Source organism: Halobacillus massiliensis (genome assembly GCF_900166625.1).
Classification (GTDB): Bacteria; Bacillota; Bacilli; order Bacillales; family Halobacillaceae; genus Halobacillus_A; species Halobacillus_A massiliensis.
In genome coordinates, this window is the sequence record NZ_LT800499.1 from 2,503,596 (window position 1) to 2,528,871 (window position 25,276).

Genomic DNA, 25,276 nt, shown 5'->3' on the forward strand with positions numbered 1-25,276 from the left:
AGCATAAAAAAGGCTGACAAGATCTCTCGTCAGCCTTTCCACTTATTCAGGGGTTTGTATCAGAGCCGGGTCTAACAATTCATATCCCTTCTCTTTCAGTCCTTTTACAATGTCAGGGACCGCAGCGGCCGTCCATTCTCTGTCATGCATCAGCAGATTTCCTCCTGGACCAAGTAATTCTGTATTGACCATAATGTCTGCAAGAGCTTCAGAATTTTGATACTGAGACTCCCAGTCATAACCATATGTCCAATTCATAACAAGCATACCTTCTTGTTTCGCTACTTCTTTTGAATAATCGGTATTTTGTCCAAAAGGTGCTCTGAAAAATTTAGGCCGTTCTCCGATAACCTCCTCTATTAGATCGTTTAAATTCACTATTTCTTCTTTTTGCTGCTCTTCAGAAAGCTCAAGCAGGGAAGCATGAGTCATCGTATGATTTCCAATTGGGAATCCCATCGAATGGATCTCTTTTAATATTTCCTTTTTTTCTACCGTATCAATAAAATGGCCATTCACAAAAAATATGGCCGGGGCATTTAGTTCTTTTAATTTTTTCGCAATTTCTAAGGAATGCTTATCTGGTGCGTCATCAAATGTTAAAAGCACTACTTGTTCATTCGCATTATGTATCGGAACAAATGTTTCAGACTCCGTCAGTTTATATTGTGGCTCAGTTTCTTTTTCTTCCTGTTCATCGCTGCTTGCTGCAGCTTCTTCGGCTTTCGGTTCTTCCTCCGGCTGCACCTCTTCGCTCTCCATTGTTTCTTCTTTTGACTTTTCCTGTGCATCTTCGGCCTGTGTTCCACAGCCGGCAGCGAACACTAATAACAATAAACATAGCCAATATCTCATCAAAAAACTCCTTTATTTTCTGTATATCCCATATTATAGGTGATTCACCAGACTGATTTCATCGTTTTTTTACTTCTTTTTCTATTTTTTTATTACTTCATTACTTTAGACCTATATTAAATGATTTCCAATGCTTTACTGTTGACAACATGCAAGAGATAGATTTATTCTAATCAAGTCGCATTTTTCAAGGGAATTAAAGCGCTAGCGACTAAAAGTATCCGATAAAATCCCCTATAATTCGACATAATAAAGTTTCATTCTTATTCAGTTAGGTTATATAGTTATTGGTACGTTCTTCTCAGATGACTTGATATATCCCCTTGAAAAACCACGGAAACATTGTCCTTTCTTGGCGCATGAAAGGCAATTTCCTACAAATAATAGTAGGAAGACCTCTAAAGACATGATAAATCTACTCATAATGACGAGAGAGTTTTCAATCATACTTAGATTTGAGAAGAGCAGTGCTTATGGGGAAGATTGAAAATAAAACAAGTAGGAAAGGATGTATGATATGCAGAAAGTAACTAAAGTTTTTTACATTTCTGTAGTAGTAGCTGCCCTTTTCATTATCTGGGGCGTGCTGCCAGAATCACTAGTAGGAGGGGGCAACCTTGCAGATGTTACAGCCAGTATACAAGGCTTTATTACGGATAAATTTGGCTGGTTTTATTTATTGTCTGCTACTGGTTTCCTGATCTTTGCTATCTATTTAATATTTTCTAAATACGGCAAATTAAAACTTGGCGAACCTGACGACGAACCCGATTATCCTTATATTACTTGGTTTGCCATGCTGTTTAGTGCTGGAATGGGGATCGGCTTAGTATTCTGGGGAGCCGGAGAGCCTATTTCCCACTTTCACACACCGCCAGGGGTAGAAACAGCACCTACAAGTGAGGAAGCAGCCAGAGAAGCAATGAAATACAGCTTTTTCCACTGGGGGCTGCACCCTTGGGCCATTTACGCGATTCTGGCTCTTGCACTTGCTTATTTCAAATTCAGAAAAAATGCACCAGGCGTTATCAGCGCTGCTCTTGTACCGCTGTTTGGAGAAAAACGACTTAAAGGACCTTTAGGAACACTTATCGATTTCATCGCGGTATTTGCTACAATCTTTGGAGTCGCTACTTCACTCGGTTTTGGGACACTTCAAATTGCAGGTGGTCTTTCCTTTAGCTTTGAAGGGATAGAAAATACGTTCACCCTGCAGCTTATTATCATTATTGCAGTAACTATTCTATTTATGACTTCAGCCATGACTGGATTGAACAAAGGGATTAAATATTTAAGTAATACAAATATTGTGTTGGCATTACTCCTAATGTTCTTCTTACTGTTTGCAGGTCCTACGAACTTTATTATGGATTACTTTACATCTACTTTTGGTTCCTATATTCGAGATCTGCCGTACATGAGTTTTCGAATGACTCCATTTGCTGAAGACAATACGTGGGTCGGCGACTGGACGATTTTCTACTGGGCATGGTGGATTTCCTGGGCTCCTTTCGTAGGTACCTTTATTGCACGTGTATCTAAAGGACGTACTATCCGCGAATTTATCATTGGAGTTCTTCTAGTACCTACAATCTTTGGTGCTCTATGGTTCTCCGTATTTGGCGGAACGGCTATTAACCTTGAGTTTTTCGGTGGACAAGATATTTATACGGATGTCAGTAATATTGGTGAAGAGGTAGCACTATTCTCAATGCTGCAGCATGTACCGCTTGGTACCGTAATGTCGATTATTGGTTTGCTTTTAATCAGTACATTCTTCATTACATCTGCTGACTCGGCAACCTTTGTATTAGGGATGCAGACAACAAACGGAAGTCTCAATCCTCCATTGATTGTAAAGTTTGTTTGGGGTATTATCCAAGCAAGCGCAGCTGCTATCCTACTATGGCAGGGCGGCCTTGGCGCTTTACAAACAGCAGCGATTATCGCCGCATTTCCATTCACCATTATTATGATACTGTTATGTTTCTCCCTATTTAAAGCATTTCAGGAGGAAGGTAAAAAAGTCGGAATTAAAAAATAAAAGCTTTTAAAAAAGCCTCTCTGGTATAGAGAGGCTTTTTTTGGTTTTTGTAAAGATAACTACAATAAGGTACCTTGTACCCTTTATCTTGATAAAGAGGGTCGGGCCTGGGGAAACAACTCGCTTTCCATGGGCGAACGGTGAGCTTCCTCGGGCTTTTAGCCCTCCGGGATCTCACCCTGTTCTATCCTCCCATAGGAGTCTCGCCATCTCCCCCGGCCCTTTATGTTTTTTAGAGTGACGGGACAGTGGAATAGTGAGGACAAATACGATAGAAAGTTGAAGGGAATTCCCTTGTTCCGTTTCCCTTGATAAAGAGAGGCGGGCCAGGGGAAACAACTCGCTTTCCATGGGCGAACGGTGAGCTTCCTCGGGCTTTTCCGCCCTCCGGGATCTCACCCTGTTCTATCCTCCCATAGGAGTCTCGCCGTTTCCCCCGGCCCTTTACGTTCTTTTGAGTAACGGAACATTTAAGAAGAGAGGATCGATCCCATGAGAGGGCTTATTGAGATTATAGCGTTCCGTTTAAACTATAAAATTTAAAGAGGCTGGGAAATGGCGAGACTCCTGCAGGAAGATAGAGCCAGGGTGAGATCCGCGAGTGCAACGAGCTAGCTCACCGGTTCCCCGCGGAAAGCGAGTCATTTCCTTGCCTCGTTCCTCTTATTTAGTAAACGAAACAGCTCATTCTCTTTATTAAGTAAGAAAGAGACACGGAAATGACGAGCCTCTTTCAAGAAGATAGAGCCAGAGTAAGATCCGCGAGTGTAACTAGCTAGCTCGCAGGCTTACCGTGGAAAGACAGCTGTTTCTCAGCCGTTTTTCTCCTACTCCAAGGCATTTCCCTCTCTAAAATAGCAAAATAAGGCGGCTGACAGTCTCCTTGCTTATAAACGAGCGACAGGATGATTTTATCCCTCCCCTCCTTATCTAACTACCTTTGTTTTTTACAACTGTTTATAGCTTTATAACGAACGGGTTAAACACAACACAATCGCTTATCATGTTGATTACATTTTAATAACATTAAGTTTTTCTGCGGACCATTTTGATACAATCACTCTTGTGAGAAGGAGTGAGCAGAAGTGATGAAGTCTCTCTATTTAGGATTGGGGATTATTACCCTTATTCTTATGACAGGATGTGTATTTAACGACGAGAAGGTGGAAGTTATTAGTGCTGAACCTTCTGATTATAAGATATATTTGTATAATCACTTAGAAGACAAAGAACAGTCGAAACACTACTTGTCAGCTCTGCTCGACTGGAAGCTTAAACATGAAAATAGCGACAATGATACTTTATCTTTTAAAGAATCAAAAATAGGAATTAAAGATATAAAATTTGAGAAGGACCAGCTGCCTGCGTTAGTTATTTCAAAAAATGGAAAAGCGGTTGAAATTATTTACGGAAAACATAGTGATGAAGAAGAAATTCGGGCAACACTTGAACGTACAGTAGTTTCTCATTCAAAATAAAGACTCCTAAGCCATTGCTTAGGAGTCTTTATTTTTTATAGCATTTTTTTATTTTACGATGTGGATAGGTTGTCCCATAGCCACTTCTGCAGCTTCCATCGTGATTTCACCTAGTGTAGGGTGAGCATGGATAGTTAAGGCAAGATCTTCAGCAGTCATACCTGATTCGATAGCCAACCCAAGCTCTGCAATCATATCGCTAGCGTTAGGTCCGGCGATTTGTGCACCGATAACTAAGCCATCCTCTTTACGAGTAATTAGTTTCAGGAACCCGTCACTGTCATTTAAAGACAATGCACGGCCGTTAGCACCAAATGGGAATTTAGAAGCCTGAACTTCATATCCCGCATCTTTAGCTTCCTGCTCAGTGTATCCAACGGAAGCAAGTTCTGGATCAGAAAATACTACAGCTGGAATTCCGAGATAGTCAATTTCAGCATTTTCACCTGCAATTACTTCTGCTGCAATTTTACCTTCATAAGAAGCTTTGTGAGCTAATGGAGGACCATCTACAATGTCACCAATTGCATAGATATTATCAATGCTTGTGCGACACTGCTTGTCGATATTGATGATTCCTTTATCGCTCATTTCAATTCCAAGCTCTTCAAGGCCGATTTCATCTGTATTTGGACGGCGTCCAACAGTCACAAGTACGTAATCTGCATCGATAGTTTTTTCTTCGCCTTTTACTTCATACGTAACTGTTACTCCATCTTCTTTTTCTTCTACGCCTTTTGCCATGGCATTCGTTACAACATCAACGCCTTTTTTCTTAAGACGACGTTTAACTAGTGAAGACATCTGTTTCTCAAATCCACCAAGGATATCCTTAGTACCTTCAAGAATTGTAACTTCCGTATCAAAGTTTGCATAAGCTGTTCCCAACTCTGTACCGATATAGCCACCACCGATGACTACCATTTTCTTAGGCACATCTTCAAGGGCTAAAGCGCCTGTTGAATCAAGCACACGGTCGGAAAATTTGAAATTTGGAATTTCAATCGGACGTGAACCAGTTGCAATAATTGCATTTTTAAACGTGTAAGTCTGTGAGTTTTTATCATCCATTACACGTACAGTGTTTTTATCAACAAAGTAAACTTCACCTTTTACGATGTCTACTTTGTTACCTTTTAACAGGCCTTCAACACCGCCGGTAAGTTTTTTAACAACGCCGCCCTTCCATTCTTGCACTTTAGAAAAGTCAACTGTTGTTTTTTCAGATTGAATTCCCATATCTTCTGCACCTTTAGCGTGCTCAAAACGGTGTCCTGCTTGGATAAGAGCTTTAGATGGTACGCAACCAACGTTTAAGCAAACTCCTCCAAGGTTTCCTTTGTCAACAATCGTAACTTTCTGACCAGTCTGCGCAGCACGGATGGCAGCAACATAGCCGCCAGGACCCGCACCAATTACTAATGTGTCTAACTCGATTGGAAAATCTCCTACTACCATACTTTACGCCTCCATCATAATTAGTTGTGGATCGTTCAGTAAACGCTTGATGTTGTTCATTGCATGCTGAGCTGTTGCACCGTCAATCATTCTATGGTCAAAGCTTAGAGAAATCGCAAGGACAGGAGCTACTACAACTTCTCCATCACGAACGACCGGCTTTTCTGCGATACGACCGATACCTAGAATAGCTACTTCAGGGTGGTTAATAACCGGTGTAAACCATTGGCCTCCCGCAGAACCAATATTCGTAATTGTAGTAGATGCGCCTTTCATGTCATCAGAACCAAGCTTACCGTCGCGAGCTTTAACTGCAAGCTCGTTTACTTCGCTGGAGATAGAGAAGATTGATTTACGATCGGCATCTTTAACAACGGGTACAAGCAGGCCTTTATCAGTATCAGCCGCAATACCAATATTATAGTAGTGTTTTTGGATAATTTCATCTGTATTGTCGTCTAATGACGTATTTAATACAGGGAACTTCTTAAGAGTAGAAACTAGAGCCTTCACTACATAAGGCAGGTACGTTAACTTGATATCCTGCTCTGCCGCCACTGCTTTAAATTTCTTGCGGTGTGAAACAAGTTCAGTAACATCCACTTCATCCATTAGTGTAACATGGGGAGCGGTATGTTTAGAATTAACCATGGCTTTAGCGATTGCCTTACGAATTCCGCTCATCTTCTCACGAGTTTCAGGATATGCCTCANGATTATAGCGTTCCGTTTAAACTATAAAATTTAAAGAGGCTGGGAAATGGCGAGACTCCTGCAGGAAGATAGAGCCAGGGTGAGATCCGCGAGTGCAACGAGCTAGCTCACCGGTTCCCCGCGGAAAGCGAGTCATTTCCTTGCCTCGTTCCTCTTATTTAGTAAACGAAACAGCTCATTCTCTTTATTAAGTAAGAAAGAGACACGGAAATGACGAGCCTCTTTCAAGAAGATAGAGCCAGAGTAAGATCCGCGAGTGTAACTAGCTAGCTCGCAGGCTTACCGTGGAAAGACAGCTGTTTCTCAGCCGTTTTTCTCCTACTCCAAGGCATTTCCCTCTCTAAAATAGCAAAATAAGGCGGCTGACAGTCTCCTTGCTTATAAACGAGCGACAGGATGATTTTATCCCTCCCCTCCTTATCTAACTACCTTTGTTTTTTACAACTGTTTATAGCTTTATAACGAACGGGTTAAACACAACACAATCGCTTATCATGTTGATTACATTTTAATAACATTAAGTTTTTCTGCGGACCATTTTGATACAATCACTCTTGTGAGAAGGAGTGAGCAGAAGTGATGAAGTCTCTCTATTTAGGATTGGGGATTATTACCCTTATTCTTATGACAGGATGTGTATTTAACGACGAGAAGGTGGAAGTTATTAGTGCTGAACCTTCTGATTATAAGATATATTTGTATAATCACTTAGAAGACAAAGAACAGTCGAAACACTACTTGTCAGCTCTGCTCGACTGGAAGCTTAAACATGAAAATAGCGACAATGATACTTTATCTTTTAAAGAATCAAAAATAGGAATTAAAGATATAAAATTTGAGAAGGACCAGCTGCCTGCGTTAGTTATTTCAAAAAATGGAAAAGCGGTTGAAATTATTTACGGAAAACATAGTGATGAAGAAGAAATTCGGGCAACACTTGAACGTACAGTAGTTTCTCATTCAAAATAAAGACTCCTAAGCCATTGCTTAGGAGTCTTTATTTTTTATAGCATTTTTTTATTTTACGATGTGGATAGGTTGTCCCATAGCCACTTCTGCAGCTTCCATCGTGATTTCACCTAGTGTAGGGTGAGCATGGATAGTTAAGGCAAGATCTTCAGCAGTCATACCTGATTCGATAGCCAACCCAAGCTCTGCAATCATATCGCTAGCGTTAGGTCCGGCGATTTGTGCACCGATAACTAAGCCATCCTCTTTACGAGTAATTAGTTTCAGGAACCCGTCACTGTCATTTAAAGACAATGCACGGCCGTTAGCACCAAATGGGAATTTAGAAGCCTGAACTTCATATCCCGCATCTTTAGCTTCCTGCTCAGTGTATCCAACGGAAGCAAGTTCTGGATCAGAAAATACTACAGCTGGAATTCCGAGATAGTCAATTTCAGCATTTTCACCTGCAATTACTTCTGCTGCAATTTTACCTTCATAAGAAGCTTTGTGAGCTAATGGAGGACCATCTACAATGTCACCAATTGCATAGATATTATCAATGCTTGTGCGACACTGCTTGTCGATATTGATGATTCCTTTATCGCTCATTTCAATTCCAAGCTCTTCAAGGCCGATTTCATCTGTATTTGGACGGCGTCCAACAGTCACAAGTACGTAATCTGCATCGATAGTTTTTTCTTCGCCTTTTACTTCATACGTAACTGTTACTCCATCTTCTTTTTCTTCTACGCCTTTTGCCATGGCATTCGTTACAACATCAACGCCTTTTTTCTTAAGACGACGTTTAACTAGTGAAGACATCTGTTTCTCAAATCCACCAAGGATATCCTTAGTACCTTCAAGAATTGTAACTTCCGTATCAAAGTTTGCATAAGCTGTTCCCAACTCTGTACCGATATAGCCACCACCGATGACTACCATTTTCTTAGGCACATCTTCAAGGGCTAAAGCGCCTGTTGAATCAAGCACACGGTCGGAAAATTTGAAATTTGGAATTTCAATCGGACGTGAACCAGTTGCAATAATTGCATTTTTAAACGTGTAAGTCTGTGAGTTTTTATCATCCATTACACGTACAGTGTTTTTATCAACAAAGTAAACTTCACCTTTTACGATGTCTACTTTGTTACCTTTTAACAGGCCTTCAACACCGCCGGTAAGTTTTTTAACAACGCCGCCCTTCCATTCTTGCACTTTAGAAAAGTCAACTGTTGTTTTTTCAGATTGAATTCCCATATCTTCTGCACCTTTAGCGTGCTCAAAACGGTGTCCTGCTTGGATAAGAGCTTTAGATGGTACGCAACCAACGTTTAAGCAAACTCCTCCAAGGTTTCCTTTGTCAACAATCGTAACTTTCTGACCAGTCTGCGCAGCACGGATGGCAGCAACATAGCCGCCAGGACCCGCACCAATTACTAATGTGTCTAACTCGATTGGAAAATCTCCTACTACCATACTTTACGCCTCCATCATAATTAGTTGTGGATCGTTCAGTAAACGCTTGATGTTGTTCATTGCATGCTGAGCTGTTGCACCGTCAATCATTCTATGGTCAAAGCTTAGAGAAATCGCAAGGACAGGAGCTACTACAACTTCTCCATCACGAACGACCGGCTTTTCTGCGATACGACCGATACCTAGAATAGCTACTTCAGGGTGGTTAATAACCGGTGTAAACCATTGGCCTCCCGCAGAACCAATATTCGTAATTGTAGTAGATGCGCCTTTCATGTCATCAGAACCAAGCTTACCGTCGCGAGCTTTAACTGCAAGCTCGTTTACTTCGCTGGAGATAGAGAAGATTGATTTACGATCGGCATCTTTAACAACGGGTACAAGCAGGCCTTTATCAGTATCAGCCGCAATACCAATATTATAGTAGTGTTTTTGGATAATTTCATCTGTATTGTCGTCTAATGACGTATTTAATACAGGGAACTTCTTAAGAGTAGAAACTAGAGCCTTCACTACATAAGGCAGGTACGTTAACTTGATATCCTGCTCTGCCGCCACTGCTTTAAATTTCTTGCGGTGTGAAACAAGTTCAGTAACATCCACTTCATCCATTAGTGTAACATGGGGAGCGGTATGTTTAGAATTAACCATGGCTTTAGCGATTGCCTTACGAATTCCGCTCATCTTCTCACGAGTTTCAGGATATGCCTCACCCGCTGCAGGAGTCTGCTGCTTAGAAGATTCTTCCGTTGTCTCTTCAGCTTTCGCTTCAGAAGGCTGCTCTGAAGCCGCTTCTTTCTGATCTCCGCTTAAGAAGCTTTCAACATCCTCTTTAAGGACACGGCCATTTTTGCCGGATCCTTCTACTCTGCGAATGTCCACATCGTTATCGCGGGCAAACTTACGAACAGAAGGCATTGCGATGACACGCTTGTCTTCATCAACCTCTTCATCAGCACCTGCTGCGGGCTGATCAGATGATGTCTCTTCTTGTGGAGCTTCTTCTTTAGATTCTTCTTTCTGCTCTTCTTTCGGTTCTTCCTTGCTTTCTTCTTCAGAAGCATCGGAAGAATTTTCAGAACCATCATCAATTGTGATGATAACAGTACCTACCGTCGTCGTCTCGCCTTCTTCTACATGGATCTCTTTGACCGTTCCATCTACTTGGGAAGGGATTTCTACAACGGCTTTATCGTTCTGCACTTCGCAAAGTACGTCGTCTTCTTTTACTTCGTCACCTTTTTTTACAAACCACTTAGCGATTTCACCTTCGTGGATACCTTCACCGATATCAGGTAATTTAAATTCAAATGCCACGGTTATTTCCCTCCTATTTTAGAGTGATTAAAAGTTCATTACTTTGTTTACTTTTTCCACAACATCATTGTGGTTTGGAAGCCAAACTTCTTCAGCTTGAGTAAACGCGTAAACAGTATCTGGAGCCGTAACACGAAGTACAGGAGCTTCTAAATGAAGAATAGCTTTTTCCTGAATTTCAGAAACAATATTTGCAGCAATTCCTGCTTGTTTCTGCGCTTCCTGTGCCACAACTACACGATTCGTTTTTTCCACTGATTTAAGAATTGTTTCATAATCAACCGGAGAAACCGTACGCAGATCGATTACCTCTGCACTTACTCCATCATTTTCAAGTTCTTCAGCCGCTTTAAGGCAAGTATGAACCATGGCTCCATAAGCGATGAGAGTTACATCTGTTCCTTCTCTCTTAACTTCCGCTTTTCCTAGTTCGATTGCGTAATCCTCTTCAGGTACTTCATCTCGGAAAGAACGATAAAGCTTCATGTGCTCAAGGAAGATAACAGGGTCGTTTTCACGGATAGACTGGATGAGAAGTCCTTTTGCATCGTAAGGGTTTGAAGGTATAACTACTTTCAGCCCCGGCTGCTGTGCCATAAGACCTTCTAAGCTGTCCGCGTGAAGTTCCGGCGTGTGAACACCTCCTCCAAATGGAGAACGCACAGTAATCGGCATGCTTTGAGAATTACCAGAACGATAGCGGTAACGAGCCATTTGTCCGCTGATGGCATCCATTACTTCATAAACGAAACCAAAGAATTGAATTTCTGGTACAGGACGATAGCCCGTCAATGCAAGTCCGATAGAAATGCCGCCAATTCCTGATTCAGCAAGAGGAGTGTCAAAAACACGATCTTCGCCGAATTCGTCTTGAAGGCCTTCGGTTGCACGGAATACACCGCCGTTTTGGCCGACATCTTCACCGAAAACGAGCACGTTTTCATCATTTTTAAGTTCTGTACGCATCGCGTCCGTGATGGCTTGAATCATTGTCATTTGTGCCATGATCTACTTCGACTCCTTTTCCTTGTATTCTTCATATTGCTCCTGCAAGTTTGAAGGAAGTTCTTCGTACATATTTTCCATTAATTCTGTAACTTTTTGTTTAGGAGTGCTGTCAGCTTCTTTAATTGCTGCTTTAACGTCAGCTTTCGCCTGTTCAATTACCTCGTTTTCATCCTCTTCAGACCACAGGTCTTTAGATTCCAGGAACGTACGGAAACGAACAATCGGGTCTTTCTTTTCCCAGTCAGTATCCATATCTTCCGTACGATAGCGTGTAGGGTCATCTCCTGCCATAGTGTGTGGTCCGTAACGGTAAGTCAATGTCTCGATAAGGGTAGGTCCTTCACCATCTACAGCACGCTTACGAGCTTCTTTAGTAGCTGCATAGACAGCAAGAACGTCCATACCGTCAACTTGAATTCCTTCAATACCAGCTGCTACCGCTTTTTGAGCAATTGTTTGAGCTGCAGACTGCTTCTCTACAGGAACAGAAATTGCAAAACGGTTATTCTGCACAACAAATACCGTTTGAGCACCGAACGCTCCAGCGAAATTCAAACCTTCATAAAAGTCACCTTGTGAAGCACCACCGTCTCCAGTATAAGTAATAGCAATGGCATCTTCTTTACGCTTTTTAAAACCAAGACCAACGTCAGCGGCCTGCGTAATTTGCGCCCCGATGATAATTTGAGGACTTACTGCGTTAACCCCTTCAGGCATTTGGTTTCCTTTAAAATGTCCACGGGAGAATAGGAAGGCTTGTGTTAATGGAAGTCCGTGCCAGATAAGCTGCGGAACATCACGATATCCCGGTAAGATAAAGTCAGCCTTTTCCAGTGCAAACTGACTGCCAAGCTGTGAAGCTTCCTGTCCAGCTGTAGGAGCATAGAAACCTAGACGGCCCTGTCTATTTAAAGCAATAGAACGCTGGTCTAGAATTCTTGTATACACCATTCTCTTCATAATTTCTTTTAGATCTTCATCTGAAAGATCAGGCATGGCGTCTTCGTTTACGATTTCGCCTTTTTCATTAAGGATTTGAAACATTTCAAATTGATTTTCGATATTCTCGAGAACACGTTTCAAAATAATCCACCTCTTCCTTTCTATTTTTAAAATTGGATGCTGAGTTTAGCCTTCCCAAAATTGCAAAAAAACTGTACCGATTTACTCCTATAGGATTTACCCTCTGTGATTCTTTATTAATCATAAGGGAAACTAACGGAAACTGTTATAATTTTCACCTGAAGTTAATTGATACAATATATTTTCCTATTGTAGTTTAGCTTAATCTGCATTGAGCGTCAATAAATCAAGAAATAAAATAATTCTATAGTCATAATCTTACTGTATGAGACTGGAAACAGCATACCAATTGTTCTGTGAATCCCTCTTCTGTACTAATCATTTTTAGCACCTGTATTAATTTTACGTTTTTTCTATTCTACATGCAAATAAAAAAACCAGCCTCTAATCGGCTGGTTCCTTCTTAACCTTCATAAGTGACGTCAAGTTCTGCTTTTTCATAGAATTCTTTCTTTAAATCATTATATTCTGTTGTGTACTGATTGAATTTCTCATTAGCTTCCATAATGGCCGTATAGCTTTCATTAATTTCTTCCACTTTACCTTGAAGTTGATCTTTAGTTAAATCTTCATTTTGAAACATTTCATAAAGTTCCTTATCAAGGTTTAATGCTGTTTGATAATTATCATACAGCTCCTGATAAGACTCATATCGCTGATCCATTTTCTCGATAAGCTGGTCAGCTGACTTTTGAGCTTCTTCTGATTCCAAATCATCCGCTGCCCCTTCTGCTTTATCGAATTCTTCTTTTGCCTCGTCTATGCTTTCTTTTTCCTCAGCTAGAAGATCTTTTCTTTCATTTATAATCGAAAGTGCCTCTTCAGACATTTCATTAATCTTCTTCTGCTCTTCTGAAGTCAGCTCAACGATTTGATTATAAATTTTTTCTTCCTCAGCTTCCAGCTCTTGAAGCGGCTGCTGCTGTTCTCGGAAAGTTTCCTCCAAATTAACCGCTTCTTCCAAGTGATCATACATCTGTTCTTTAGGCTCTCCCGAACAAGCAGCCAACAAAAAAGGCGCTCCCATTAGAAGCGTCAGCAACTTTAAATAACGCAACTTCTCTTCCCCCTCCATCTCATACCTACCTAATTATGTAAATTCCTATATACCATAGTATACCAAATGAATATAATTGAAAAGTAAGGATTATTTCTGTAATCTTATGAAAGTTCATGTATGTTAAAATGGTTGGGGAATGTGTTAAAGAAAGGATGTCGAAGATGATTACGATGGAAGATATCGTACGAGAAGGCCATCCCGCTCTTCGCAAAGTAACTGAAGAAGTGGATATGCCCCCGTCGAATGAAGATAAAGAAACACTCAACGAAATGCTGCAGTATTTAAAAAACAGCCAGGACGAACAAGTCTGTGACCGCTACGGGTTACGTCCAGGAGTAGGTTTAGCAGCCCCTCAAATCAATGTGAATAAAAGAATGATGGCTGTACATTTTGAAGATCTTAATGGAAAGATTTACAGCCACGGCATATTTAATCCGCGAATCATCAGTCACTCTGTTGAAAAAACATACCTTTCTACAGGAGAAGGTTGTTTATCAGTAGATCGGGAGGTTCCGGGTTATGTGCCTAGATATCGCCGCATTACTGTCAGAGGAACTGACTTAGAAGGAAATGAACTTAAAATAAGACTAAAAGATTACGCGGCTATTGTTTTTCAACATGAAATTGATCACCTTCACGGCATAATGTTTTATGATCATATTGATCAGGAAAATCCTTTTAAAGAACCAGAAGAGGCGAAACCTGTAGACAGGTAAAAGGACTGCTTTTTATTAAGCAGTCCTTTTTGTGTCCGGAAATATAGGCTATTACAGCCTGTATTTTACTTATTAAATTTTGGAAATTTTACTTCCTATAATAACTTTAAGTGGCGGATAGCTTTTACTAAGCCATCATCGTTTACATCAGTTGTAACATAATCACTAACTTGTTTAGCAGCATCTACTGCATTCCCCATGGCTACACCCGTGCCTACTTCCCTAATCATTTCTATATCATTTAATCCATCTCCGAAAGCGTAAGTGTTTTTCAGCTCAAGGCCTGCAGCATCAATCATCTTCTGAATGCCTTTAGCTTTTGAACCGCCAGCCGGCAGGATATCGCATGAGTATTCATGCCAGCGGATATAGTCAAACGCTTTATGCTTATCTCTATAATAATCAATTTCATTTCCTTCACAGAAAACAAGTGATTGAAAGAGCTCTGTTTCTTCATGAAATTTATCATTCACTTTGGGGTACTCAAAGTTCAAAGAACCGAGAGATTCTCTTATAAATGAATGGTTTGGATCTGACGCCCGCATCCCTTTTTCGTTCATAAAAACTAAGGGATGATTTTTTGAATGGGCATCATCATATAGTTTCTCCAGTTCAGAATAAGGAAGGGGATTCTTATAAATAACTTCTCCTTCAAATACTACATACTGACCATTAAAGCTTACAAAGGAATCGATTCCAAGCGTTTCTCTAATATCCTCATACATAAATGGTGCTCTCCCTGTAGCGATCGCACAGTAAACTCCGCTTTTTTGCAGATCCTTTACTGCCTTCACTGTAGCCTCAGGCAATTTTTTCTGGTGATTTAGAAGTGTGCCGTCAATATCAAAAAAAGCGATTTTTTCTGTCATAAAATATTCCCCCAAAAACAAATTTATCCATTCTGTATATGACTCTATCTAACATTGGATATACTGTAGCATGAGTGGATATATTTGAGAAGTTTTACGAAAGATAATATAAATTGATCTAAGCTAATTGTTTCTTTCTGATGCAATCCGTATTATACTATAAATAACAGGGATTGGCCGGTTTAACGTTTTTAGTGTCTTTCTTCATCGGTGAAAGGAGATGGATGCGCATGATGAAGCGTCTAAGAAGGAAGCTTAGAAAACGTTGGAAAAAAATCATGGAACGTAAAAGCTATGCTTGAAAAGCAAAGTCATTTAGCGGAAAATGACTATTTCACCTTTGCAATTTAATCGAATACCAAGTCATACTATTGTCAGTAATGATTGGAATTTATATCTAGTAAGGAGAGATTGTTGAATGGTTTTTAAGGTTTTGTATCAGGAGCTTGCACAAGAAGTTCCTGTACGCGAACGTACTAAAGCTTTGTATGTCGAAGCAGAATCAGAGCAAGAAGTACGTACTAAATTAGTCGAAAAAAATATTAATATTGAATATATTCAGGTGTTAAATGAGGAACACCTGGAATATGAAAAACAAAATGAAGATTTCCAGTTGGAGAACGTGTAACACATGAAGTTTGTAAAAAATGACCAAACAGCCGTATTCGCCCTTGGCGGACTCGGTGAAATCGGTAAAAACACATACGCTGTACAATTTCAAGATGAAATTATCCTCATTGATGCAGGAATTAAATTTCCTGAAGACGAATTGTTAGGAATAGATTACGTAATTCCTGATTACACTTATTTAGTACAAAATGAAGACAAAATAAAAGGCCTGTTTATTACACACGGGCACGAAGATCACATCGGAGGGATTCCCTACCTTCTGCGTGAGATCAACATCCCAATATACGCTGGCAAGCTGGCTGCTGGTTTATTACGCAATAAGTTAGATGAACATGGCTTATTACGCAATACAAAAATGCACACAATTCAAGAAGACGATGTTATTAAATTCCGCAAAACATCGGTTTCATTCTTCCGTACTACACACAGTATTCCTGATTCTTTCGGAATTGTTGTTAAGACACCTCCTGGTAATATCGTTCATACAGGAGACTTCAAATTCGATTTCACCCCTGTTGGAGAACCAGCGAATATTGCGCGCATGGCAGAGATTGGAAAAGAAGGTGTACTTGCCCTCTTATCTGACAGTACAAATAGTGAAGTCCCTGGGTTCACAAAATCTGAACGTGTGGTCGGCCAGAGCATACAAGATATTTTCTCTCGCGTAGATGGCAGGTTGATTTTTGCCACTTTTGCCTCAAACATTTACCGTTTGCAGCAAGTGATAGAATCAGCTGTTAAATACAATAGAAAAGTTGCAGTTTTTGGCCGAAGCATGGAAAACTCTGTGAGGATCGGGCAGGAACTAGGCTATATTCGTGCGCCAAAAGATACGTTTATCGAGCCAAACCAAATTAACCGCCTTCCTGCACATGAAGTAACGATCTTATGTACAGGGTCTCAAGGTGAACCAATGGCCGCTTTATCAAGAATTGCAAATGGCACTCACCGCCAAATTCAAATTCAACCGAAGGATACAGTCGTGTTTTCCTCTTCCCCAATCCCTGGTAACACGATTAGTGTCAGCCGTACGATTAATAAATTGTATCGTGCAGGTGCCGATGTTATACACGGTCCGTTAAACGACATTCATACTTCCGGGCACGGCAGCCAAGAAGAAATGAAACTTATGCTTCGCCTGATTCAGCCGAAGTATTTCATGCCGATTCATGGTGAATACCGCATGTTAAAAGAACACGTTAAACTAAGTGAAGACTGTGGACTTGATCCTGAAAATTGTTTCGTAATGGATAACGGTGATGTGCTGGCTCTTGGAAAAGATGAAGCTATGATCGCTGGTAAAATTCCTTCTGGCTCTGTTTATGTCGATGGAAGTGGTATTGGCGATATCGGAAACATCGTTCTAAGAGACCGTCGTATTCTTTCTGAAGAAGGACTTGTTATTGTAGTTGTAAGTATCAACATGAAAGAGTTTAAGATTGCTTCAGGTCCTGATATCATTTCTCGCGGATTCGTATATATGAGAGAATCTGAGGACTTAATTAAGGAAGCACAGAAGCTCGTCAGCTCTCATGTGGAAAAAGTAATGCAGCGTAAGACGACTCAATGGTCTGAAATTAAAAATGAAATTACAGATACGATTGCTCCATTCTTATTTGAAAAAACGAAGCGTCGCCCAATGATCCTTCCAATTATTATGGAAGTGTGATTTAAAAAATCCCGCTCAATAATCGAGCGGGATTTTTTTATGCTAAAATAATCGTTTAACAGATTCTTTCATATCCGGAATGTCCAAATCGCCATTCTCAAAGAAGTTTTTAATAATATATTTTGAAAAATTAGCAGCAGACTGGTAATCAATATGGCCAGGCAGAGGAGCCTGCTCTTCAACGACCACATCAATAATGGCAGGTTTATCTGATAAAAATGCCTGCTTCATTTTTGTTTCCAACTCTTCATACGATTGGATACGGTATCCCTCTCCCCCGCATGATTCAGCAAATTTAGCGAAGTCCATGCCTCCAAGCTCTGTCTCATAATCCAAGTGACCCATCTGAGCTTGTTCATATTTAATCAGCCCAATTTTACTGTTATTAAGAATAATCATCTTTATCGGGAGTTTATACTTAACTGCTGTTGAAAAGTCATGCATTACCATGGCAAAACCGCCATCACCACTAATGCCGATTACTTGACGGTCAGGATAGGCAATTTGACTAGCGATCGCCCCGGGCAGTCCGCTGCCCATTGTTGCGAGCCAGCCGGAGATAATAAATTTCTGATCGACTAAAGGCAAATATCGGGAGACCCAGACAGTATTGTTCCCTACATCTGCTGAAATAATGGCCTCAGATTTCATCACCTTTTCCAGATGATACAATACTTGAGGAGCATGCAGCGGATCTTCTGTCGACCTTTTTTCTTCTTGAAGGAAAGTGCTCCATCGCTTCATTTTTTCCTGATATTTCACTAAAAACTCATCTGAAGGGTTATTAGAAATCTTTGAAATTAATTCATTTAAAGTTTCTTTTGCATCACCGGCCAGACCTACGCTTATAGGATAATACTTCCCTAAGTGTTCCGGTTTATTATCAATTTGAATGGCCTTAACATGATCAGGCAGAAAGTCCCGATAAGGAAATTGCGTACCGATTAATATAAGCAGATCACATTCCTTCATAGCATGATAAGCTGGTTTCGTTCCAAGTTGTCCAGTCTGTCCTAATACATATGGATGATGATCAGGTAAAACCCCTTTTCCAAGCAGGCTTAAGATAATTGGAGACTTCATTTTTTCTGCAAAAGTAACGAGCTCTTCTCTTGCATGAACAGCGCCCTGACCTGCTAAAATCAATGGTTTTTCCGCCTGTTCCAGCAGTTCAGCAGCCTCGTCCAAGTGTGTCGGCTTTGGCTGTATTTTAGGTTCATAATAGTCATTTGATCTTAATTTAACTTCATTATTATTAATCTTGCTGAATAAATCATCCGAAACAATAAGTACAGAAACCCCTTTTTTCGAGTACGCCTCTCTTATAGCCTGGTTTAATAAGTCAGGAAGCTGTTCCTCTGTTTGAGCTCTTTTGCAATATACAGCTACATCATCAAAGATCTTCTCTAAATTGATCTCCTGAAATGCTCCTGTGCCCACAAGTTCGCTGTCTACCTGTCCGACAATAGCTAATACAGGGGCACTGTCACCTTTGGCATCGTATAGACCGTTTAAAAGGTGAATACCACCAGGACCTGCGATAGATAGACATACTCCAAGCTTTCCTGTCAGCTTAGCATAGGATGAAGCTGAAAGGGCTCCGGTCTCTTCATGTCTTACCTGATAAAACTTAATTTCCTCTTGTCTTTTTCTTAAATCTTCTACAAACTCATTAATGGAATCTCCCGGGAGTCCGTAAATATGGTCGACTCCCCAATCTATAAGTAAATCAATTAAAATCTGACCGGTTCGTTTTTCGCTCAACGTGTCCACCCTTTCTAAAAATCACTTACCCCATTAAGTTTCCTTAAACAGGAGATTCTAAACCTGGAGGGATCACCAGACAAAAGTTTAATAAAAAAACTTTCCTTCATTAATTGGCTGAAGGAAAGTGAATTTTTTAATCTTCGACTACTAAGTTTTTCTCAAAGCGGCTAATATCTTTATCCGCTCCAATTACGATAAGGACATCATCTTCTTTAATGGTTTCTGTGGCCATGGGTGATACAATTATATCTTTTTGTCTCTTGATAGCCACTACGTTACATCCGTATTCTGCCCGAATATCCAAGTCTACCAGGGATTTGCCGCTCATCTTATTTCCTGCTTTCACCTCTACAACGCTATGGTCATCAGATAATTCAATATAATCAAGAATGTTATTGGAAATTATATTGTGGGCAATTCTTTTGCCCATGTCTCTTTCGGGGTGTACGACATGATCGGCTCCAATTTTATTTAAAATCTTCTCATGATAATCATTTTGGGCTTTTACTGTAATCTTTTTAATTCCTAATTCTTTAAGCATTAATGTAGTCAGCATGCTCGCCTGGATATTATCGCCGATAGCTACAATTACATGGTCTATGTTTCTTATTCCAAGTTCCTTTAACACGTGCTCATCTGTAGAATCTGCAATCACCGCATGTGCTGCAATATCTCTAAATTCATTTACTTTATCTTCGTCTAAATCAATTGCCAGAACTTCCATGCCTTCCCTGCTGAGTTCACGGCAGATGCTTCCGCCAAAACGTCCTAAGCCTATTACTGCATAATCTCTTTTCATGACTACTCCTCCAGCATCCTATAAATGTATCGTTATTTTAACACACTCTTACTAAAAAACACTAGATAGATTGAAAAGCCATTATCGCATACGGCTGGGAAATGACTCCCTTTCCGCAGGGAGCCGGTGAGCTAGCTCGTTACATTCGCGGATCTCACATTGGCTTTATCTCACTACAGGAGGTATAGCATTATCCCTTACTAAGTCTTTAAGAGAAGGAAAAATCAGTTCCATTTTACTGGAATAATAGAAAAGAGGCTGGGAAATCGCTCGCTTTCCGCGGGGAGCCGATGAGCTAGCTCGTTCCACTCGCGGATCTCATCCTGGCTCTTTACCTTTGGTCGTATAAACGGAACGCTGTAATTTCAGTAAGGAAATAGACATTTCTTACTCAGTGTTCCGTTACCCCAAAAAACATAAAGGGCCAGGGGAAACGGCGAGACTCCTATGGGAGGATAGAAGAGGGTGAGATCTCGGAAGGCTTTAGCCTGAGGAAGCTCTCCGTTCTCCCATGGAAAGCGAGTCTTTCCCCAGGCCCGTTTTTCTAATACATAGTAAACGGAACTTTCTTCCCCTTTAAGTGAGAATCAAAAAAGCTTCCTTGGAAGTAAAGAACAGAGGAGATCCCAGAAAGCTTTAGCCTGAGGAAACTCACCGTGCGCCCATGGAAAGCGAGTTGTTTCCCCAGGCCCGGTTTTCTATATCAAGGCAAACGGAACAATAATCTCCTTAATCTATGAAACCTTTATAGGAGTATAGAACAAGTGTGAGATCCCGAAAGCTTTAGCCTGAGGAAGCTCACCATTCGCCCATGGAAAGCGAGTCTTTCCCCACACCAGGCCCCGGTTTTCTAATAACAAAGTAAACGGAACTCTCTTCCCCCTCTAAGTGAGAATCAGGAGAAAACAACAGTGAGAGCTTTCAGGATTAGACTACCGAGCAATAACTCCCTGCTCTCTATTTATTCCCTTTCACATAATCAGCATCAAATAAGAACAGACGCATCAGTAAATATAATGAAGGAATCAGTAAGCAAAGACCTCCAATAAAGGCAATAATTAAAGTGATACCCATTGTTTCATTTGTAGCACCGCTTGTAACCGTAATATGCGGCTGTAAGATATATGGCAAGTGAGAGGCTCCATATCCAAAAAAGGCAAAGAAGAATTGAAGCATCACTGCACAAAAGGCCCATCCATAATATTTTTTAAAGTAAATTAAAAGAACAGCAACCATAAAGAAAGCGACGGATAAACCAAACACCCACCATAGATCAATTGCTTTCTGGTAGTGCTCCGGATTGTGCTGGCTGAGTGCAATAAAAGTAGTTAAACTTGCGATTATCGTAGGAGAACTCCAAAACAGTGCAAATTTTCGAACCTGCTCTAAAGCTGGCTGGTCATTGGCTTTAGAAGCATAATACGCAAGAAACATTGAACTGATATAGAGCACGGAAACGATAGCCAGTAATACTACACTCCAGGAATACGGGCTTGTAAACAGCTCTCCATAAAGGAGCTGTACCCCATCAGCCGTTTCTTTAATAAAGCCTCCTTCAGAAATTGTTAATGTTGTTGAAAGCGAGGCCGGAATCAACAATCCCGTTGCTCCGTAAAGGAACATATATAAGTGGTTATCTTTAGAGCCATAATTTTCAAAAGCATAAAAGGAGCCGCGGATCGCCAGCAGGACAATCGCTATACTGCCGGGTATTAACAAAGCCTGCCCATAATAGAAGGCTGAGTCGGGAAAGAAACCGACAATCCCTACAAAAAAGAAAACAAAGAATACGTTGGTTACTTCCCATACAGGAGAAAGATATCTGGAAATCAGCTGATTCATAATGTGATCTTTTTTCGTCAATTTTGCATAATAGGCATAAAAGCCGGCTCCAAAATCGACAGAAGCCACAATTAAATAACCATAAAGAAATATCCAAAGCACGGTAATGCCAATATATTCGTAGCTCATCATCGTTCACTCTCCCCTGCAGCTGCCGCTTCATCAGGATAGCGGGCTTCAAATTCAGCCTCAGCCGGGTGATTTTTAAACATTTTTCTTAAAACAGTTAAACAGCCGGCACCAAGAATGGTGTACAACCCGATAAATAATATGAACATCAGTCCAACATGGTCTGACGTGGTAGCCGCTTCTGTTACTGTCATAAATCCTCTTAATATCCAAGGCTGACGTCCTTCCTCCGCAAAGAGCCATCCAAATTCAATGGCAAGCATCGCTAGTGGTCCTCCAGCTGCAAGAGCATAAAGCAGCCAACGATTTTCTTCATTCCATTTTTTCACCTTCCAAAATAGAAGAAATAAGGCTGATATCCCCAGCAGGTAAAAGCCGATAGATACCATTAAATCAAACATATAATGAATCCATAATGGAGGCTGTTCATCTACGGGTGTTTCATTAAGTCCTTCTACTTCGGCATTAAAATCACCGTGAGCTAAAAAGCTTAATGCTCCCGGTATCCGCAAAGCAGCCTGTGGTTCATTATTTTCATCGATATAACCGAACAAAACTAAATCTGCTCCCTCTTCTGTTTCAAAATGCCACTCACCAGCAGCTAATTTCTCAGGCTGGTGTTCAGCCAGGAATTTTGCCGATAAGTCGCCTGCTACAGCGGTCAGTAGAGCAAAAATAAAAACGGCAGACACTGTCAGCTTTAGAGCTTTTTTGTGATACTCGGATCCTTTTTTCTTTAATATCATAACGGCAGCGATTGTGGCCAGAATCGCCGCTGATGTTAAATAAGCAGAAGAAACGACGTGAAAAACCTTAGTAGGAGTAGCTGGATTAAACATCGCAGCCAGCGGGCTGATAGCTGAAAGGTTGTCTCCATTCATTTCAAAACCTTGAGGGGTGTTCATAAAACCATTTACTGTTGTAATGAAAAAAGCAGACATGGTGGAACCAAGAATTATTGGTATGGAAAGCAGCCAATGATAAATCGGCTTCTTAAATCGGTCCCATGTATACAAGTAAATTCCTAAGAATATAGCTTCAAAGAAAAAAGCAAAAACTTCCATAAATAATGGAAGGGCGATTACGTTACCTGCCAGCTGCATAAAGTTTGGCCACAGGAGTGATAGCTGGAGACCAATTGCCGTACCGGTAACAACTCCCACGGCAATAGTCACTGTCATTCCTCTCGTCCATCGTCGTGCAAGCAGCTGTAAATGCTGATCTTTCTTTTTAATACCAATGAGTTCGGCAATAGAAATCATTACTGGAATTCCAACGCCGACAGTAGCGAAGATAATATGAAAAATAAGCGTCAGGGCTGTTAGGAGACGGCTCATTAATACCGGATCATCAAAAAACATTTTCATTCCCCCCATTTAAAACTTTCTCACTCATTATAAAACGTGGCAGCGTTTTATATTTTCTCCAGTGATGACTATTTTGTGACAAACTTCACAAACTTTATTTATAATTATTTTAACGGATCAAAGAACCATTTGTCGAAAGAAAAGATTTATCTACCAGTCCTATACCACAATGCGCACAAAAAAATGCCGCTGTTTATTAACAGCGGCTCTTTATATTGCATCAAGCATTTGAAATTGTGCCTTAACTAATTCAAAATACTCACCTTTTTGCTCCATCAGTTCGTCATGAGAACCATGTTCTAATATTCTGCCCTGCTCAAGAACATATATCGAATCCGCTTCTCTTATTGTTGACAGTCTGTGGGCGATAATAATGGCTGTTCGTCCTTTTAGCAATCTACGGAGAGCATCTTGGATTTTCATCTCTGTTTCTGTATCGATACTTGCAGTAGCTTCATCCAGTATTAAAATTCGTGGATTGGCAAGCAGTGCTCTAGCAAAAGATAAAAGCTGTCGTTCTCCTGCCGAAAGAATGCTGCCTCTTTCCTCTACTTCTGTTTCATAACCGCTACTTAGACGCTGGATAAATTCATCTGCGCCTACTACCTTAGCTGCTTCCATAACTTCTTCATCAGAAGCTGTCGGACGACCAAATCGAATATTTTCCATGATTGTACCGGAAAAGATAAACGTATCTTGTAGCACTACGCTAATCTGCTGACGCACACTATCAATTGTAACATCCTGTAAATTGTGGCCATCAATCTTAACTGCGCCTTTTGTAGGATCATAAAAGCGGCTGATTAAGTTAGCAATGGTTGATTTTCCAGAACCGGTATGTCCGACAAGTGCTACGGTTTCCCCGGCGTGCATATGGAGGCTAATATCATGCAAAGCAATCTGCTTATTATCGTACGCGAACTGAACATGGTCAAAATCAATTTCTCCCTGCATGTCTTTTAATTCTTCGGCATTGTCTTTTTCTTTTACATTTGGTTTCTCATCAAGAAATTCAAATATTCGTTCAGAAGCAGCCATAGCCATTAAGAGCTGATTGTACATCTGGCCAAGCCTGGATATCGGTTCCCAGAACATACCAAGAAAAAAAGCAAAAGTAACAAATGTACCGTTCGTAATATCTCCTTGCAGTATTAAAAATGCACCGTATGAAATGAGGATTACTGTACCAACCGCATTACTCATTTCCACAAACGGTCGAAACATTGCACTCTTTCTAGTAGCTGTATTCCACGATTGAAAGTTATCTGTATTAACTCCATCAAAGTATTCCGCATTCTCTCTTTCCTGTGAGAATGACTGAGTAATACGAACTCCCTGGAGACTTTCATTTAAATGGGAGTTCAGGCGGGACTGCTGAATACGTACTTGCTGCCATGAGCGTCGGATGTTACGGCGGAGTTTTGTCGAGATATAAAACATTATCGGCATGATGACGAGAATCGCAATGGCGAGCTTAGGACTTAAAGCAAATAGTATCACTATAATTCCAGTCAACATGACAATGTCCATCAAGACATTAATAATTCCATTGGTGAAGAGCTCCTGCAGCGAGTGAATATCATTCATGATCCGGACAAGAATTGATCCTGCCGAACGCTTATCAAAAAAGTTATGACTTAACCGCTGGACATGGGAAAACAAATGCTGGCGTAAATCGTAGATCACGTTCTGTCCCAGAATATTTACGTATTTTATCCTCAGAACATTGGCAATGTAGCTTAATAAGTAAAGAATGGCGATCCCAACAACAAGCTGAATGAGCAGATTGGTATTTCCATCAGCAATCGCTACATCTATTGCCACTCGGCCAATTAAAATTGGAACAACAAGCCTTACAAGTGTTGATACAAGCATGGCTATAATTGAGATCGGTATTAATGTTCTGGAATACGGTTTAACATATTGGAGAAGCCGAACCATCTGTCCCCAGTTAAACGGCTTTTCAATCGCCTGGTCCTGTGTATATTTAAACCGGTTTAGGTGCTTGTTGGTTTCAGGTACATGTTTCGGTTTACGTGCCACAA

19 protein-coding genes and 1 pseudogene are annotated in these 25,276 nt (G+C 40.6%); 6 read left to right on the plus strand and 14 right to left on the minus strand.

The annotated features are described in order from the left end of the window. Positions 1 to 42: 42 nt before the first annotated feature. Positions 43 to 855, minus strand: coding sequence for a polysaccharide deacetylase family protein (locus B7E06_RS12510; protein WP_082234313.1), 813 nt, complete (start codon positions 853 to 855; stop codon positions 43 to 45). Positions 856 to 1,372: 517 nt separating this feature from the next. On the opposite strand from B7E06_RS12510, the gene B7E06_RS12515 reads away from it, so the two are divergent. Both B7E06_RS12515 and B7E06_RS12530 read left to right on the plus strand, forming a co-directional pair. After that, complete coding sequence (locus tag B7E06_RS12515) at positions 1,373 to 2,899, plus strand: glycine betaine uptake BCCT transporter (protein ID WP_082234314.1); 1,527 nt, start codon at positions 1,373 to 1,375, stop codon at positions 2,897 to 2,899. A 1,085-nt stretch (positions 2,900 to 3,984) separates the two neighbouring features. Further along, on the plus strand, positions 3,985 to 4,377 hold the full coding sequence (locus B7E06_RS12530; protein ID WP_082234317.1) for a hypothetical protein: 393 nt from the start codon (positions 3,985 to 3,987) through the stop codon (positions 4,375 to 4,377). Positions 4,378 to 4,425: 48 nt separating this feature from the next. Here the strand turns inward: B7E06_RS12530 and lpdA (B7E06_RS12535) are convergent, their stop codons facing one another. Together lpdA (B7E06_RS12535) and B7E06_RS12540 are read right to left on the minus strand one after the other, a co-directional pair. Continuing rightward, positions 4,426 to 5,835, minus strand: a complete 1,410-nt coding sequence (gene lpdA / locus B7E06_RS12535) for a dihydrolipoyl dehydrogenase (protein ID WP_082234318.1) — start codon at positions 5,833 to 5,835, stop codon at positions 4,426 to 4,428. 3 nt (positions 5,836 to 5,838) lie between these two features. Further along, positions 5,839 to 6,540: pseudogene (locus tag B7E06_RS12540) on the minus strand (dihydrolipoamide acetyltransferase family protein); the annotation flags it as partial. 584 nt (positions 6,541 to 7,124) lie between these two features. Here B7E06_RS12540 and B7E06_RS12545 point away from each other — a divergent pair. Next, positions 7,125 to 7,517, plus strand: coding sequence for a hypothetical protein (locus B7E06_RS12545; protein ID WP_082234317.1), 393 nt, complete (start codon positions 7,125 to 7,127; stop codon positions 7,515 to 7,517). A gap of 48 nt (positions 7,518 to 7,565) precedes the next feature. Here B7E06_RS12545 and lpdA (B7E06_RS12550) read toward each other — a convergent pair whose 3' ends face one another. The 5 genes from lpdA (B7E06_RS12550) to B7E06_RS12570 form a co-directional block, all read right to left on the minus strand. Then, positions 7,566 to 8,975 carry a dihydrolipoyl dehydrogenase gene (lpdA, locus tag B7E06_RS12550; RefSeq protein ID WP_082234318.1) on the minus strand — a complete coding sequence of 470 codons (1,410 nt, stop codon included), beginning with the start codon at positions 8,973 to 8,975 and terminating at the stop codon, positions 7,566 to 7,568. 3 nt (positions 8,976 to 8,978) lie between these two features. Beyond that, positions 8,979 to 10,292: a dihydrolipoamide acetyltransferase family protein gene (locus B7E06_RS12555; protein ID WP_082234319.1), complete on the minus strand. Its 1,314-nt coding sequence runs from the start codon at positions 10,290 to 10,292 to the stop codon at positions 8,979 to 8,981. A gap of 27 nt (positions 10,293 to 10,319) precedes the next feature. Beyond that, positions 10,320 to 11,297, minus strand: a complete 978-nt coding sequence (locus B7E06_RS12560; RefSeq protein WP_082234320.1) for an alpha-ketoacid dehydrogenase subunit beta — start codon at positions 11,295 to 11,297, stop codon at positions 10,320 to 10,322. A 3-nt stretch (positions 11,298 to 11,300) separates the two neighbouring features. Beyond that, complete coding sequence (gene pdhA, locus B7E06_RS12565; protein WP_179134133.1) at positions 11,301 to 12,344, minus strand: pyruvate dehydrogenase (acetyl-transferring) E1 component subunit alpha; 1,044 nt, start codon at positions 12,342 to 12,344, stop codon at positions 11,301 to 11,303. Positions 12,345 to 12,786: 442 nt separating this feature from the next. Beyond that, the gene (locus B7E06_RS12570) at positions 12,787 to 13,440 is read right to left on the minus strand and encodes a YkyA family protein (protein WP_245807728.1); all 654 of its coding nucleotides are present in this window, start codon (positions 13,438 to 13,440) and stop codon (positions 12,787 to 12,789) included. 164 nt (positions 13,441 to 13,604) lie between these two features. Here B7E06_RS12570 and def point away from each other — a divergent pair, with 164 nt between their 5' ends. Next, a complete protein-coding gene (def, locus tag B7E06_RS12575; protein WP_082234323.1) occupies positions 13,605 to 14,159 on the plus strand; it encodes a peptide deformylase in 555 nt (184 codons plus the stop codon). Positions 14,160 to 14,254: 95 nt separating this feature from the next. Here the strand turns inward: def and B7E06_RS12580 are convergent, their stop codons facing one another. After that, on the minus strand, positions 14,255 to 15,028 hold the full coding sequence (locus B7E06_RS12580) for a Cof-type HAD-IIB family hydrolase (protein WP_082234324.1): 774 nt from the start codon (positions 15,026 to 15,028) through the stop codon (positions 14,255 to 14,257). 418 nt (positions 15,029 to 15,446) lie between these two features. Here B7E06_RS12580 and B7E06_RS12585 point away from each other — a divergent pair, with 418 nt between their 5' ends. Together B7E06_RS12585 and rnjA are read left to right on the plus strand one after the other, a co-directional pair. Then, a complete protein-coding gene (locus tag B7E06_RS12585) occupies positions 15,447 to 15,656 on the plus strand; it encodes a DNA-dependent RNA polymerase subunit epsilon (RefSeq protein ID WP_082234325.1) in 210 nt (69 codons plus the stop codon). A gap of 3 nt (positions 15,657 to 15,659) precedes the next feature. Next, the gene (gene rnjA, locus B7E06_RS12590) at positions 15,660 to 17,327 is read left to right on the plus strand and encodes a ribonuclease J1 (protein ID WP_082234326.1); all 1,668 of its coding nucleotides are present in this window, start codon (positions 15,660 to 15,662) and stop codon (positions 17,325 to 17,327) included. Between the two features lie 42 nt (positions 17,328 to 17,369). On the opposite strand, the gene B7E06_RS12595 is transcribed toward rnjA, so the two are convergent. The 5 genes from B7E06_RS12595 to B7E06_RS12615 form a co-directional block, all read right to left on the minus strand. Then, entirely contained in the window at positions 17,370 to 19,091 is a 1,722-nt protein-coding gene (locus tag B7E06_RS12595) for a pyruvate oxidase (protein ID WP_082234327.1), read from the minus strand. 136 nt (positions 19,092 to 19,227) lie between these two features. Continuing rightward, positions 19,228 to 19,893, minus strand: a complete 666-nt coding sequence (locus B7E06_RS12600) for a potassium channel family protein (RefSeq protein WP_082234328.1) — start codon at positions 19,891 to 19,893, stop codon at positions 19,228 to 19,230. A 957-nt stretch (positions 19,894 to 20,850) separates the two neighbouring features. Then, positions 20,851 to 21,864: a cytochrome d ubiquinol oxidase subunit II gene (locus B7E06_RS12605; protein ID WP_179134134.1), complete on the minus strand. Its 1,014-nt coding sequence runs from the start codon at positions 21,862 to 21,864 to the stop codon at positions 20,851 to 20,853. Continuing rightward, positions 21,864 to 23,225, minus strand: coding sequence for a cytochrome ubiquinol oxidase subunit I (locus tag B7E06_RS12610; RefSeq protein ID WP_082234330.1), 1,362 nt, complete (start codon positions 23,223 to 23,225; stop codon positions 21,864 to 21,866). The genes B7E06_RS12605 and B7E06_RS12610 overlap by 1 nt, the downstream gene beginning before the upstream one ends. A 216-nt stretch (positions 23,226 to 23,441) precedes the next feature. Beyond that, entirely contained in the window at positions 23,442 to 25,274 is a 1,833-nt protein-coding gene (locus B7E06_RS12615; protein ID WP_082234331.1) for an ABC transporter ATP-binding protein, read from the minus strand. Positions 25,275 to 25,276: the final 2 nt, after the last annotated feature.

Bases quoted from the DNA above. Each gene is read 5' to 3' on its own strand.
- def (WP_082234323.1), top strand. From the start codon at position 13,605: ATGATTACGATGGAAGATATCGTACGAGAAGGCCATCCCGCTCTTCGC.
- B7E06_RS12515 (WP_082234314.1), top strand. From the start codon at position 1,373: ATGCAGAAAGTAACTAAAGTTTTTTACATTTCTGTAGTAGTAGCTGCC.
- B7E06_RS12585 (WP_082234325.1), top strand. From the start codon at position 15,447: ATGGTTTTTAAGGTTTTGTATCAGGAGCTTGCACAAGAAGTTCCTGTA.
- B7E06_RS12605 (WP_179134134.1), bottom strand. From the start codon at position 21,864: ATGAGCTACGAATATATTGGCATTACCGTGCTTTGGATATTTCTTTAT.
- pdhA (WP_179134133.1), bottom strand. From the start codon at position 12,344: ATGTTTCAAATCCTTAATGAAAAAGGCGAAATCGTAAACGAAGACGCC.
- B7E06_RS12580 (WP_082234324.1), bottom strand. From the start codon at position 15,028: ATGACAGAAAAAATCGCTTTTTTTGATATTGACGGCACACTTCTAAAT.
- B7E06_RS12560 (WP_082234320.1), bottom strand. From the start codon at position 11,297: ATGGCACAAATGACAATGATTCAAGCCATCACGGACGCGATGCGTACA.
- rnjA (WP_082234326.1), top strand. From the start codon at position 15,660: ATGAAGTTTGTAAAAAATGACCAAACAGCCGTATTCGCCCTTGGCGGA.
- B7E06_RS12610 (WP_082234330.1), bottom strand. From the start codon at position 23,225: ATGTTTTTTGATGATCCGGTATTAATGAGCCGTCTCCTAACAGCCCTG.
- lpdA (WP_082234318.1), bottom strand. From the start codon at position 5,835: ATGGTAGTAGGAGATTTTCCAATCGAGTTAGACACATTAGTAATTGGT.
- lpdA (WP_082234318.1), bottom strand. From the start codon at position 8,975: ATGGTAGTAGGAGATTTTCCAATCGAGTTAGACACATTAGTAATTGGT.
- B7E06_RS12600 (WP_082234328.1), bottom strand. From the start codon at position 19,893: ATGAAAAGAGATTATGCAGTAATAGGCTTAGGACGTTTTGGCGGAAGC.
- B7E06_RS12510 (WP_082234313.1), bottom strand. From the start codon at position 855: ATGAGATATTGGCTATGTTTATTGTTATTAGTGTTCGCTGCCGGCTGT.